Origin of the sequence: Rufibacter immobilis, from assembly GCF_003721565.1 — a bacterium.
Classification (GTDB): domain Bacteria; phylum Bacteroidota; class Bacteroidia; order Cytophagales; family Hymenobacteraceae; genus Nibribacter; species Nibribacter immobilis.
In genome coordinates this window covers 879,080-892,688 of sequence record NZ_RJJE01000009.1, presented here as the reverse complement: position 1 = coordinate 892,688, position 13,609 = coordinate 879,080, and the positions used below count along the sequence as shown (strand labels likewise).

Genomic DNA, 13,609 nt, shown 5'->3' with positions numbered 1-13,609 from the left:
CTTCCGTTTAGGGGCCGTTTTTCCAAAAATAGCCCCTAAACGGAAGGCATTGTTTTTAACGGCAACCGCAGAAACATCGCCTTATCCTTCGCAACATCTGTTTGGAGCAGGTCTTCCCCTCCTTGTCTTTTTTTAGTCTGATTGAGGTTATCATTGCTTTTTTAATAATTCCGAAGTGTTTCGTTTGGTTTTTATGTTTTTAAAAATTATTATTAAAACGCGGTTTTGTTAATACATTTCTAAAGAACCATAGTTGTTCTGCAAAGCCCTTGTCATGATTTGAATTCCGCTTACCCTGCTTATAGAAATAGAATTGTGTAATCTCTACAAACATTAAATATATACTCCTGAGTTATGGCCGATAATTATTATGACGCAATTGTGATAGGTTCTGGAATCTCTGGGGGCTGGGCCGCCAAAGAGCTCACCCAAAAAGGACTTAAAACAATTATGCTGGAGCGAGGCAGAAACATTGAACACGTCAAAGACTATGTGAACGCCAATAAGAACCCCTGGGATTTCCCGCACCGGGGCGGCCGAACCCAGGAGATGATTGAGAACTACCCCGTCCTGAAACGGGACTACCCCCTAAACGAAACCAACCTTGACTATTGGGTAAACGAGAAGGAAAGCCCCTACACAGAAAGCAAACGCTTTGACTGGTACCGCGGCTACCATGTGGGCGGTCGTTCCCTTATGTGGGGCCGCCAAAGCTACCGCCTCTCTGACCTTGACTTTGAAGCCAACGCCAAAGACGGCATTGCGGTAGACTGGCCCATCCGGTACAAAGACCTGGAGCACTGGTACGGCTACGTGGAGAAATTCGCGGGCATCAGCGGGGCCAAAGACGGCATTGCGCACCTCCCAGACGGTGATTTCCTGCCCCCCATGGACATGAACTGCGTGGAAAAAGATGTGGCCGCCCGTATCAAGGCGCACTACAAGGGCAACCGGCACATGATCATTGGGCGCACCGCCAACCTCACCGCCGCCCATAATGACCGCGTCAACTGCCAGTACCGCAACAAATGCTGGCTGGGTTGCCCGTTTGGCGCTTACTTCAGTACGCAATCTGCTACGTTGCCAGCGGCCATGGCCACGGGTAACCTCACGCTGCGGCCTTTCTCCATTGTGACCAAGATCCTGTATGACAAAGACACCAAAAAGGCCAAAGGCGTGGAGGTGCTGGATGCGGAGACCAACCAAACCTACGAGTACTTTGCCAAAGTGGTGTTCCTGAACGCCTCCACGCTCAACTCCACCTGGGTCCTGATGAATTCCGCCACCGATGTGTGGGAGGGAGGCCTGGGCAGCAGCAGCGGCCAGCTGGGCCATAACCTCATGGATCACCACTTCAGGGCCGGGGCCAAAGGCGATGTGGAAGGCTATGAAGACAAATATTACTACGGCCGCCGCCCCAACGGTATCTACATTCCGCGCTTCCGCAACGTGAACGGCGACAAGCGCGACTACATCCGGGGTTTTGGGTACCAGGGCAGCGCCAGCCGCTCTGGCTGGGGCCGCGAGATTGCCGAGATGAGCATTGGCGCCGACCTGAAAGACGCCATGTGTGAGCCGGGGCCGTGGCGCATGGGCATCAATGGTTTCGGGGAAACGCTGCCTTACCATGAGAACATGGTGCGGTTAGACAAAAACAAAAAAGACAAGTGGGGCCTCCCGGTTCTTGACATTAGCTGCGAGATAAAGGAAAACGAGCTCAAGATGCGCAAAGACATGAAGGAAGACGCCAAAGAAATGCTGGAGCTGGCGGGCCTCAAAAATGTGGAAACCTATGACTCTGGCTACGCCATGGGGCAGGGTATCCATGAGATGGGCACGGCGCGCATGGGCAGAGATCCTAAGTCTTCGGTCCTGAACCAGCATAACCAGGTATGGGATGCTCCCAACGTGTACGTCACCGATGGGGCCTGCATGACCTCGGCGGGTTGCCAGAATCCGTCCCTTACCTATATGGCGCTTACCGCCCGGGCGGTAGACCATGCGGTAAGCGAGATGAAGAAGCTGAACATCTGATTTTCCCCTTCCCAAACCAGATCCTCTATCCCTCATATCTGACCGTATGGCTCAAGAAGACAAAGACAAATCTGCCCAAGACCACAGCAGAAGACAGTTTCTGAAAACGGGTGCCCTGGCGGCAGCCGGCTTCATGATTGTACCCCGCCACGTGTTGGGCGGTAAGGGCTTTCTGGCCCCCAGCGACCGGCTCGTGATTGCGGCCGTGGGCGTGGGCGGCAAAGGTGAAAGCGACATCAAAAGTTTCCATGAAAGCGGCAAGGCCGAAATTGGGTTTCTCTGCGACGTAGATGATACCCGCGCTGCCAACACCCGGCAACGGTTCCCCAAGGCCAAGTACTACAGAGACTGGCGCGAACTGTTTGACAAAGAGCACAAGAACTTTGATGCCGTCTCTGTGTCTACGCCAGACCATAACCACGCCATTACCACCCTGGCGGCCATGCAATTGGGCAAGCACGTGTACGTGCAGAAACCGCTCACGCATGACATCTATGAAGCCCGCGTACTTACAGATGCCGCCAAACGGTACAAAGTAGTAACCCAAATGGGTAACCAGGGTGCCTCCGGCGATGGCGTGCGCCAGCTGCGCGAGTGGTACGATGCCGGTATCATTGGCCATGTGCACACCATTTACTCCTGGACCAACCGCCCCGTGTGGCCGCAGGGTATTCCGTGGCCAAGCAGTAAGGCCGAAGTACCCAAAGACCTGGACTGGGATCTGTGGCTGGGTACCGCTCCATACAAAGACTACGTGCACAAGCTGGTGCCTTTCAACTGGCGCGGCTGGTGGGATTACGGCACCGGCGCCCTGGGCGACATGGGTTGTCATCTATTAGAAGCTCCGTTCAGTGTGCTTAACTTAAAATATGCCACAGACGTGCAGGCCAGCGTGGGCAGCGTGTACGTAGATGAGTTCAAGCGCGGGTACTTCCCAGAGAGCTGCCCGCCCTCCAGCCACGTGACCTTAAACTTTCCCAAAACCAATAAAACCAAAGGCCCCGTGACCGTGCACTGGATGGACGGTGGCATACAGCCCGTGCGCCCAGATGAACTAGGTCCCAATGAACTGTTCGGGGACGGCGGCAACGGTACCCTGTTTGTGGGCACCAAAGGCAAGATGATGTGCGGTACCTATGGTAAGAATCCGCGCCTGCTGCCCACTTCGCGCACAGAACAGGTAAAAGTGAAGCAAACGCTGGCCCGGGTTCCCGGTAGTGATGCCGGTCATTACGCCCAGTGGGTAGAGGCCTGTATTGCCGGCCACGGTAAAAAAGAAGTAAGCTCGCCGTTTGAGATTGCCGGTCCGCTCACTGAGGCCTTGCTCATGGCTAACCTGGCTATCAGAGGCTATGACATTCAGAAACCCAAGGCCGATGGCAAAGGGTTTGACTACCCCGGCCGCAACATCAAACTAGTCTGGGACAATGCCAACATGCGCGTGACCAATTTTGATGACGTGAACCAGTTTGTGAAACGCGAGTACCGCCAGGGCTGGAAGTTGAGTGTCTGAGAACACACCTCTTTTCGCCTGTGCTCTTTGAGCCCGGAGTAGGTAATCTGCCAAGTAGGCTGAACAATAAAAGACTGTAGTACCCAAGAAGTACATAAACAAATTAAACATGAACAGAAGAGAAGCAGTGGCTGCCATAGGCTGGATCCTGGGCGGTACCATGATTGGCGCAGAGCTGCTGGTGTCCTGCACCTCCAGCACCGCCAGAGTCAACAAACTCTTTGACCAGAACCAGGTAGCTTTTCTGGACGAGGTAGGGGAGACCATTCTTCCGGCCACGTCTACCCCCGGTGCCAAAGCCGCGAAAATAGGCACCTTTATGGCCACCATGGTGCAGGACTGCTACAAGCCCGAAGACCAGAAAGTTTTCCTGAAAGGAATCTCCCAACTGGACGAGGCCTGCCAGAAGAAATTCAACAAGAAATTTATGGAGGCCGCTCCCCGCGAGCGCACCGCCCTGCTTACCCAACTGGATGCCGAGCAGAAGAAGCACCAGGAAAACAAAGAAAAGGACGCGCCCAACCATTACTTCCGGATGATGAAGGAACTCACCATGTTGGGTTTCTTCACCTCAGAAGTGGGGGCCACCCAGGCGTTGCGCTACCTGCCCGTACCCGGCCGTTTCGACGGTTGCACGCCCTACAAAAAAGGCGACCGCGCCTGGGCTACCTAGGCAGTTGCGCCTTCCGCTTCACAGTGTGCTCAGCAGCAGCCTGAACTCCGCTGGAAAAGCACTAGATTGATTCACCGCCTTGGGAGGGATAGATTGCACCATCTTGCCCGCCCCAGGTAACTTATTTTTTGAATAATGAATAGAAAACTGCGAATGGGGATGATTGGGGGCGGGAAAGGAGCCTTCATTGGCGCCATCCACAGAATAGCCGCCACCATGGACGGAGCCATTGAGCTGGTCTGCGGCGCCCTCAGTGCCAACCCAGACAACGCCCGGGAAAGCGGTCGCGCGCTCTTTCTGCCCCAAAGCAGAACCTATACCAGCTATGAAGAGATGCTGGAAAAGGAAAGTACCTTGCCCCCCCAGGAACGCATGGATTTTGTGAGCATCGTCACGCCCAATTTCGCCCATTTGGCTCCGGCGCTCCTGGCGCTGGAGAAAGGCTTCCACGTGGTCATTGAGAAACCCATGACCCTGACACTGGACGAGGCCCGGCAATTGCGGCAGAAGGTGGAGGAAACCGGTTTGCTGCTGTTGCTCACCCACACCTACGCCGGCTACCCCATGGTAAAGCAGGCGCGGCAAATGGTAAAAGACGGGGCGCTGGGCAACATCAGGAAAGTGCTGGTAGAATACACCCAGGGCTGGCTCAGCAGTCTGTCTGAAAAGGAAGGCAACGCCCAGGCGGCCTGGCGCACAGACCCGCAACGTTCCGGTAAAAGCGGCTGCATGGGCGATATAGGAACGCACGCCGCCCACCTGGCGGAGTACATCTCCGGCCTACAGATTGAGCAGGTCTGCGCGCAGCTGAACACTGTGGTGGAAGGCCGGGCGCTGGACGATGACGGCCATGTGCTGTTGCGGTTCAGCCAGGGGGCCAGCGGTATGCTCACTGCCTCGCAGGTAATGGCCGGGGAGGAAAACAACCTCAGAATACGCGTCTACGGCGAGAAAGGCGGGCTGGAGTGGGCGCAGCAGGAACCCAATACGCTGCTGCTGAAGTGGCAGGACCAGCCTGCGCAGGTGCTAAGAACCGGCGGGGCCGGACTTTCCTCTTACGCAACCCATAACACCCGTACGCCCGCCGGGCACCCCGAGGGCTACATTGAAGCCTTCGCCAATCTGTACCGCAATTTCGGGATGGCCTTGGCCGCCCGCCTGGATGGCACCACGCCCCCGGCAGAGGCATTGGACTTCCCATCGGTGCAGGACGGCGTGCGGGGCATGGCTTTCATTGAGACCGTGGTGGCCAGTAGCGCCAGCGCAGAGAAGTGGACCGACTTCTTGGTCAATCCAAACTGAAAACGGCTGGGCCAATCGTTCCGGCTTTGCGTTTAGGGGCTGTTTTTCCAAAAAGAGGCGCTAAACGCAAAGCCGGGGGCAGTAGCCCCTGAATAGCCTGATTGAAGTGAAGAAACAAATACAGAAAAGAGCAAGAACCACTGATAATCAAAAACAAACTGCTAGATTGAGGAGGCATACCCTACTGGGCGTATGCGCTACTTTATTCCGTTTACCTATTTTATTTCTATGAAAAAAACGTTTCTTCTTTTGGCCAGCTGCGCGTTCATGGCAGCCTGCGGCAGCAACTCCTCTTCTTCAGAAAATGGCACGGTAGCCAACGCAGACGCTGACTCCGCCGATGCCGCCGCCATGAGTGCCGCCACCCGGCAGTCTGACGTAGACACCAGCAGCATGAACATAGGCACCGACCGCACCGCCGGAGGGGCCGGTAGCCTGGCGGAGAAAGGAGCCCAGTTGATTGCCCAGTCAGACTGCGCCGCATGCCACCGCATTGACCAGAAAGTAGTAGGGCCGGCCTATGAAGCGGTAGCCCAGAAATACGAAGCCAACCAGAAAGACACTGACTACCTAGCCTCCAAGATTATCCAGGGCGGCAAAGGCGTTTGGGGCGAAGTGCCCATGACCCCGCACCCCAACATCAGCAAAGAAGACGCGCAGGCCATGGCCCAGTACATTTTATCGCTTAAAAAATAAATTCGTATGGCATTCCGGAATCTACTCCCTGTACTTTCCCTGGCGGCACTGGTGGCCTGTCAGACTTCCTCTTCCCCCTCTATGGATTCTACCGCATCATCACTAGCGCCGGCAGGCAAAGAAGGAAAATGGCAAACGCTTTTTGACGGCAAAACCACCCAAGGCTGGCACACCTACGGGAAACAAACCATTGGCAAAGCCTGGAAAGTGGAGGACGGAACGCTGCGGTTAGATGCGGCCGCCAAAAAAGACTGGCAAACCAGTGAGGGCGGAGATATTGTCACGCAGGAGAGCTTCGGTGATTTTCACCTCAAGCTGGACTGGAAAATAGCCGCCAACGGCAACAGTGGCATTATTCTTTTTGTGCAGGAAGATCCAACTAAGTACCAACATACCTGGCATACCGGCCCCGAGATTCAGGTGCTGGACAACGCCGGCCACCCAGATGCCAAAATCCACAAGCACCGCGCCGGCGACCTCTATGACCTCATTGCCAGCAGCCCCGAGACGGTAAAGCCCGCCGGAGAATGGAACCAGGTGGAGATCATTAGCCAGAACGGACGTCTGGAGGTAAAGCAGAATGGGCAGCAAGTCCTTTCCACCACCATGTGGGATGACAACTGGCGCGCGCTCATAGCCGGCAGCAAGTTCGCCAAGATGCCTGGTTTTGGCACCTTCAAATCAGGCAAGATCGCGTTGCAGGACCACGGCGACAACGTGTGGTACCGCAACATCATGATCAAGCGGCTTTAAACTCTAGTTGCGTTTAGGGGCTGTTTTTGGAAAAACGGCCCCTAAACGCAAGACCAGTTTTTGGGCCCGGCATTACCGGCGGCTAAGCTCGTCCTAAAGTTTCCCATTCCCCAACGCTTTACACCAAACCAACGAACCATGAATACCCTTACCCGCATCAAGTTATCTGCCATGATGTTCCTGGAGTTCTTTATCTGGGGCGCCTGGTTTGTCACGCTGGGCACTTTTCTGGGCAATAACCTCAAGGCCTCTGAACTGGAAACGGCCAGTGTTTTCTCCACTCAGTCGTTTGGGGCCATCATTGCGCCTTTCATCATTGGGCTCATCGCAGACAAATACTTCAACGCCGAGCGGATTCTGGGGCTGTTGCACCTGGTGGGCGCGTTCCTGATGTACCAGATGTACCAGTCAGACAGTGTGGGTACCTTTTACCCGTATGTGTTTACGTACATGGTGGCCTATATGCCTACGCTGGCGCTGGCGAATTCGGTGTCTTTCCGGCAGATGAAGAACCCGGAGAAGGAGTTCTCGGTGATCAGGGTGTGGGGGACCATTGGCTGGATTGCCGCGGGCTTGTCCATCAGTTACCTCTTCCACTGGGATTCCGCCCAGAGCATTGGGCAGGGCATGCTTAAAAACACGTTCCTGATGGCGGGGATTGCTTCACTGGTGCTGGGCGTTTACAGCTTCCTGCTGCCCAAGACTCCGCCGGTAAGGCAGGAGAATAAAAGCAACTCCGTGGCAGACATTCTGGGGCTGGACGCGATCAAGCTGTTAAAGAACAGAAACTTCCTTATCTTCTTCCTGGCCTCGGTTTTGATCTGTATTCCGCTGGCATTTTACTACCAGAACGCCAACCCGTTTCTCACGGGCATCGGGTTGGACAATCCCACCGGGAAAATGACCATTGGGCAGATTTCTGAGGTGCTGTTTTTGTTGCTGCTGCCGGTGTTCTTCTCCCGGTACGGGTTCAAGAAAACTATCTTAGTGGGCATGGTGGCGTGGGCGGTTCGGTATCTGCTGTTCGCCTACGGCAACGCGGGGGAGCTGTCGTTTATGCTGATCATCGGCATTGCCCTGCACGGCATCTGCTATGATTTCTTCTTTGTCTCGGGCCAGATCTACACAGACGCCAGGGCCGGGGAACGGTACAAGAGCTCGGCGCAGGGCTTGGTGACCTTGGCTACCTACGGGGTGGGCATGCTCATCGGGTTCTGGGTAGCGGGCTACATAAGTGAGTACTACCGGGGCGCCGATGCCGAGAATTTCTGGCAGAACGTGTGGCTGGTGCCTGCCGGTATTGCGGGCGTAGTGGCTTTGCTTTTCCTGCTCCTGTTCAGAGACCAGCCCGCACCGCCGCAGGAAGTGCCCGTCTTTGAACCCGAAACCGATAAAGCCCCGGCGGTCACCAGTTTACCCTAACCCTCTACAGACATGGCATCACAGAATAAAAGACGCACGGCCATCAAAGGCCTGCTGGCCGGTACCGCCGCACTGTCGGCCACGGGGTCGCTGGCTTGCTTTGCGGCCACTGAGAAAGAAGCGGAACCTCCTTACCAATTGAAAGGAAATATCAATCATTCGGTGTGCCGCTGGTGCCTCAGCAACCTCTCCATGGAGGAACTGTGCGTGGCCGCCAAACAAATGGGCCTGAAAGGGATTGATCTGGTAGGCCCCAAAGACTGGCCCACGCTCCAGAAACACGGCCTGGTCTCTACCATGTGCAACGGCGCAGAAATCAGCCTCACCGAAGGGTTTAACACCAAACAATACCACGCCACGCTCCAGAAGAACTACTCAGACATGATTCCGCTGGTGGCCAAGGCCGGTTACCGGAACCTGATCTGCTTTAGCGGGAACCGCAAAGGCATGGATGATGAAACGGGCCTGAAAAACGCCGAGGAAGGTCTCAAGAAACTGCTGCCCCTGGCCGAAAAGCACCACGTGGTCTTGGTGATGGAACTGCTCAACAGCAAAGTGAACCACCCAGACTACCAGTGCGACCGCACCGCCTGGGGCGTGGAGCTGGCCAAGCGCCTGGGCTCCGAACACTTCAAGCTGCTGTATGACATTTACCACATGCAGGTAGATGAGGGCAACGTGATCCAGACCATCAGAGACAACCACCAGTACATTGCCCATTACCATACCGCCGGGGTGCCCGGCCGGCATGAGATAGATGATACCCAGGAACTCAATTACCCGGCCATTATGCGGGCTATCAAAGATACCGGTTTCAAAGGCTACGTGGCGCAGGAGTTCATTGCCAAGGGCAAAGACAAAGTGGCCTCCATCCGGCAGGCCGTCCAGATCTGCGATGTCTGATCAAACACGCGGCACTGGTACCCACTAAAAAGATTTTTCCCCTGTTTTGCCCAACACCAATTTCATGAGTAAAAGAAGACAGTTTCTACAGCAGTTAGGGTTGCTTTCGGCGGGCCTGGCGCTGTCGCCGTCCTTGCTGGCCTGCGAATCCTCCAGTTCATCACAATCTGCCGCTTCTGCGGGAGCCGCTGTGGCCGGCGGTGCCGCCGCCTCGGGCCGCGGAGTCCTCAAAGAGATAGGCCTCCAACTGTACACCCTGCGCGATTACCTGCCCAAAGACCCCAAAGGCGTGATTGCCAAGGTGGCCCAGGCCGGTTACCAGGATGTGGAAACCTACGGTTATTCGCCAACGGGCGGTTACTGGGGCCTGAGCCCGAAGGAATTCAAAGAGCTCCTGAAGGCCAACAAACTGGTCTCTACCAGCGGGCATTATGAGTTTGGGCAGTACATGAAAGACGGCAACCTGGACATTGTCAAGCGCTACATTGAGGCCGGCACCACCGTGGGGCACCAGTACATCACGGTGCCGTACCTGGACGGTGCCGTGCGCCGCAGCGCCGATGACTACAAGCGTATTGCCGAGAAAACGAACAAAGCCGCCGAACTGTGCAAGACCGCCAACCTCAAGCTGGCCTACCACAACCATGCTTTCGAGTTCGAGGCCTACGGCAACACCACCGGCTATGACATCCTGCTCCAGGAAACCGACCCCGCGCTGGTCAGCTTTGAGGCCGATCTGTACTGGGTGGTGCGGGCCGGCCGCAAACCCGCCGATCTGTTCCGCCAGCACCAGGGCCGCTTTGTGATGTGGCACGTGAAAGACATGGACAAAACCTCGCCCGACCTGAACACTGAGATTGGCACCGGTAGCATCAATTATCAGGAAATCTTCGGACAGGCCAAGCTGGCCGGCGTGCACCGGATCTTTGTGGAGCAGGAGAACTTCGCGGCTTCCAAAGACCCGTTCCAGAGCATCCGGCAAAGCCGCGACTACGTGAAAAACACCCTGCTGTAAAGCGGCCGTTTGGCTCCCGTGCTAAGTTGCGCCTGATATAGAAAGCCTTTCCTGCACACAGGGGAGGCTTTTTGCGTTTAGGGGCTCTTTTTCCAAAAACAGCCCCTAAACGCAAAAAATGCCTGCGTGTGCCCCGATGCCTGTCTATCCAAGAGAACCTCCCGCGCCGCAGAGCAGTAAATAAGAGGGAAACTGTTTCTTCCCATTTTTGCCTAAAACCTATGAAATTAGCTGGAAATACCGTGCTGGTGACCGGAGGAGCCACCGGAATTGGATTGGCCATTGCCGAACGTTTTCTGAACGCCGGCAGCACCGTGATCATCTGCGGCCGCCGCTCAGACAAACTGAACGAGGCCAAAGAAAAGCACCCGGCCCTGCACACTATTGTCTGTGACGTAGCCCAAGAATCTGACCGCATCGCCTTGCTGGAACAAGTTACCGCCGAGTTTCCGCAGCTGAACGTGCTGGTGAACAATGCCGGAATCCAGCGCCGGGTAAACCCGGTGGAGGTGCAGGAGGAGTGGGCGCAGACCCAGCAGGAACTGGTCATTAACGTAGAGGCGCCCATCCATCTGTGCCACCTGTTCATCCCGCACCTCAGAAAACAGGACCGGGCGGCTATTGTCAACGTTACCTCGGGGTTGGCGTTCACGCCGGCCGCTTTTGCCCCAGTGTACTGCGCTACCAAAGCCGCCCTGCATTCCTATACCATGTCGCTGAGGTTCCTGCTGTCCAAAACCAGTGTGGAGGTGCTGGAGATTGTGCCGCCTGCCGTGAACACAGACCTGGGCGGACCGGGACTGCACACCTTCGGGGCACCGCTCCAGGACTTCGCCGATGCCGTGATGCAACGCCTGGACAACGGCGAGCTGGAAGTGGGCTACGGCTCCTCTGAGGAAAGAAGAAAAGCCTCCCGGGAGGAAAACGATGCCTTCGCCGCCCAGATGAACGCCAGAATGCTGGGCTCCTGATCTGGTTCTGGCTTTCTTTGAGGTGACTGCCTGAGTATTCTAATTGTTTTTATCTCATCATGCGTTTAGGGGCTGTTTTTGGAAAAACAGCCCCTAAACGTGTTGGGTGGGTGTGGCCGGTAAGTGGCTGGCTTTTGGGGAATATATTTTGTATCTTCCAGACAGGAAGAAGCTTTTGTATCTGGAGGTGAGGCGCGGGAGTTGTGGTTTGTTGGTGCTTCTTCTTGTTCCCGGCTGGTGTTCCTCTCAAAAAGTTCTGCCAATGAAATGGGTGTATAGCATAAAGCATAAAACCAGGGCGGCCCTGTTGTTGGGCGTGGTGCTGGTGTTGGTGCTGGCCAAAAATCTGCTGGACAGCAGCCACGTGAGCCAGTTGGGGTCTTCGTTCGCGGCGGTCTATGAAGACCGGCTGCTGGTGGAAAGCTACATTTACCAGCTCTCTGAGCATCTGCACGAAAAGAAGATGCTGGTGGAGCAGAGCTACCATACAGGCCAACAGCAACAGCTGCCGCAGGAACTGAAAGCTAAGAACGCCGCCATTTTAACGCTGGTGGAAGCATACGGTAAGACCACCTTAACCCACGAAGAGGCCCAATTCTTTAAGGCGTTTACCCAGGATATTGACGCCATGCAAGCGCTGGAAAACAAATACCTGGCTGCCGCCGGAGCCCAGGAGCAGGTAAAGCTGCTGGTGAAAGAGCAGCTAGATGCCCAGCACCGCCTCACCAAAGGGCACCTCAGTCAATTGTCCCGGATTCAGGTAGCCGAGGGCAAACGCCTGAACGATGAGTCTAAGCAGATCATTGCCGGTTCCAACATCCTCACGCACTTTGAGCTGGCGTTGGTGGTCAGTCTAGGGGTCATGATCCAGATGCTGGTGTTCGCCTCCAAGTCCCAGATCTCCAAATTCCCGCAGAAACCCATGCTGAATTAAGCGGCAACGTTGATCCTCACAAAGCAGAGAGGCCGAGACAGGAAGTCTCGGCCTCTCTGCTTTGTGAGGATTTTTACTTTTTGCGTTTAGGGGCTGTTTTTGGAAAATCAGGCTCTAAACGCAAAAGTGGGCTTACCAGCGGAGCATTTTCTTCAGGAAGGGGGTGAGTTCCTGAGCAATCAGGTCATGGTCTGCCAGGTTGGGGTGGCTGTCGCAGCCGTTGGTGTAGGAGCGGGCAAAGAAGAACGAATGCACTTTTGCATCGCCCGCCCGGCGGGCCGCCTGTACAATGCCGGTGAGGTAGTTTTTCTGGGAAGCGGCCAGTTGGACATCGGCCATGGGGCTGGTGAGGCAGATGATTTCCGCCTGCGGATATTTGCTTCGTACGGTCTGGAGGAACTGGAGGTAGTTTCTGGTGAAGAGCGTGGAGTCCTGGATGCCGTCATTCTGGCCCAGGCAGATGGTGACCGCGTCTGGTACATATTGGCTGAAGTTCCAGGCGATTTCGTTTTCTCGCAGGTTCACTTTGTCAAAAATCTGCGGCATGACCAGTTTCATGTTGCAGCAGCTGCGCATGAGCCCAATGCCGGAGAACGCGGTGAGGTGCCACTGCGCGTTGAGGGCCCGGGCGGTTCTGGGGCCATAGGCCAGATAGGCGTTGTGCTGGTCATGCCACTGGCCCTGGCCGCAGGGCACGGTAGAAGGATCTGCGCCGGAGCCGCAGGTAATGGAGTTGCCAATAAACTCAATCTTGCGGGTGGGTTTGGCGGGTGGCGGTAACAGGGCTTCGGCCTTGATGCCCACTAACTCCAGATAGCCAATGTTGGCCTCGGTGTTTTTGCAGAGGGTGACGGTGTGCTCGCCGGGCGGCAGGTTGTGGGCTACCTGAATGGTGTTGCTCTTGCCGGTGGTCTGGATTCTGTAGGGCGTGCCGTTGTCCACAATCACTTCCAGGTAATTGTGTTTGCCGCCATACTCCTCGTCGTTGAGCAGAATCTGGCAGGAGGTGCCTTTGAACTTGGCGGTGATGTACACGCCCGGCGTCCAGAACCGGGGAGCTTTGGGGTTTGAGAAGTCAATGCGGCCGGTATATTGGATGTAGGGGTGGTCGGCCTCAAAGAGAACCGGCGTTTGGGCGGCAGGGGCGCTGGTTTTGCAGGCCGGCAAAGTCAGGCACACCAGAAACAGAAACGGGAGAAGGCGTTGGAGCATAGTGTCTGAGTTTCCGTTTAGCGCCTGTTTTCAGAAAAAGAGCCGCTAAACGGGAGTAGCAAAAGGTAAAGGTGGTGGAAGAACGCTACCCGCAAAGACAGGTCGTGTTCTGGCCGTAAAGTAACAAACCGCAAACATGAAAAAGAACCAAAGCAGACAGATGGGCGGCTTTGGTTCTGTG

General features: G+C 55.6%; 12 protein-coding genes. 11 read left to right on the top strand and 1 reads right to left on the bottom strand.

The window, feature by feature from the left end; translation table 11 throughout:
* Positions 1 to 354: 354 nt before the first annotated feature.
* The 11 genes from EFA69_RS10845 to EFA69_RS10795 all read left to right on the top strand — a co-directional run bounded on the left by EFA69_RS10845 (position 355) and on the right by EFA69_RS10795 (position 12,216).
* Complete coding sequence (locus EFA69_RS10845) at positions 355 to 2,034, top strand: GMC oxidoreductase (protein WP_123133093.1); 1,680 nt, start codon at positions 355 to 357, stop codon at positions 2,032 to 2,034.
* A gap of 46 nt (positions 2,035 to 2,080) precedes the next feature.
* The gene (locus EFA69_RS10840; RefSeq protein ID WP_123133092.1) at positions 2,081 to 3,547 is read left to right on the top strand and encodes a Gfo/Idh/MocA family oxidoreductase; all 1,467 of its coding nucleotides are present in this window, start codon (positions 2,081 to 2,083) and stop codon (positions 3,545 to 3,547) included.
* A 109-nt stretch (positions 3,548 to 3,656) separates the two neighbouring features.
* Entirely contained in the window at positions 3,657 to 4,220 is a 564-nt protein-coding gene (locus EFA69_RS10835) for a gluconate 2-dehydrogenase subunit 3 family protein (protein WP_123133091.1), read from the top strand.
* A gap of 135 nt (positions 4,221 to 4,355) precedes the next feature.
* Positions 4,356 to 5,522 (top strand): Gfo/Idh/MocA family protein, encoded by a 1,167-nt coding sequence (locus tag EFA69_RS10830; protein WP_183906752.1) that lies wholly within the window; start codon positions 4,356 to 4,358, stop codon positions 5,520 to 5,522.
* Between the two features lie 228 nt (positions 5,523 to 5,750).
* Positions 5,751 to 6,218 (top strand): c-type cytochrome, encoded by a 468-nt coding sequence (locus tag EFA69_RS10825; protein ID WP_123133462.1) that lies wholly within the window; start codon positions 5,751 to 5,753, stop codon positions 6,216 to 6,218.
* Positions 6,219 to 6,224: 6 nt separating this feature from the next.
* The gene (locus tag EFA69_RS10820; RefSeq protein WP_123133089.1) at positions 6,225 to 6,971 is read left to right on the top strand and encodes a 3-keto-disaccharide hydrolase; all 747 of its coding nucleotides are present in this window, start codon (positions 6,225 to 6,227) and stop codon (positions 6,969 to 6,971) included.
* Between the two features lie 138 nt (positions 6,972 to 7,109).
* On the top strand, positions 7,110 to 8,393 hold the full coding sequence (locus EFA69_RS10815) for a nucleoside permease (RefSeq protein ID WP_123133088.1): 1,284 nt from the start codon (positions 7,110 to 7,112) through the stop codon (positions 8,391 to 8,393).
* 12 nt (positions 8,394 to 8,405) lie between these two features.
* The gene (locus EFA69_RS10810; RefSeq protein ID WP_123133087.1) at positions 8,406 to 9,296 is read left to right on the top strand and encodes a hydroxypyruvate isomerase family protein; all 891 of its coding nucleotides are present in this window, start codon (positions 8,406 to 8,408) and stop codon (positions 9,294 to 9,296) included.
* Between the two features lie 64 nt (positions 9,297 to 9,360).
* Entirely contained in the window at positions 9,361 to 10,311 is a 951-nt protein-coding gene (locus EFA69_RS10805) for a sugar phosphate isomerase/epimerase family protein (RefSeq protein ID WP_123133461.1), read from the top strand.
* 221 nt (positions 10,312 to 10,532) lie between these two features.
* Positions 10,533 to 11,282 (top strand): SDR family oxidoreductase, encoded by a 750-nt coding sequence (locus tag EFA69_RS10800; RefSeq protein WP_123133086.1) that lies wholly within the window; start codon positions 10,533 to 10,535, stop codon positions 11,280 to 11,282.
* A 262-nt stretch (positions 11,283 to 11,544) separates the two neighbouring features.
* On the top strand, positions 11,545 to 12,216 hold the full coding sequence (locus tag EFA69_RS10795) for an MCP four helix bundle domain-containing protein (protein WP_123133085.1): 672 nt from the start codon (positions 11,545 to 11,547) through the stop codon (positions 12,214 to 12,216).
* Positions 12,217 to 12,348: 132 nt separating this feature from the next.
* Here EFA69_RS10795 and EFA69_RS10790 read toward each other — a convergent pair whose 3' ends face one another.
* Positions 12,349 to 13,428: an SGNH/GDSL hydrolase family protein gene (locus EFA69_RS10790; RefSeq protein ID WP_123133084.1), complete on the bottom strand. Its 1,080-nt coding sequence runs from the start codon at positions 13,426 to 13,428 to the stop codon at positions 12,349 to 12,351.
* Positions 13,429 to 13,609: the final 181 nt, after the last annotated feature.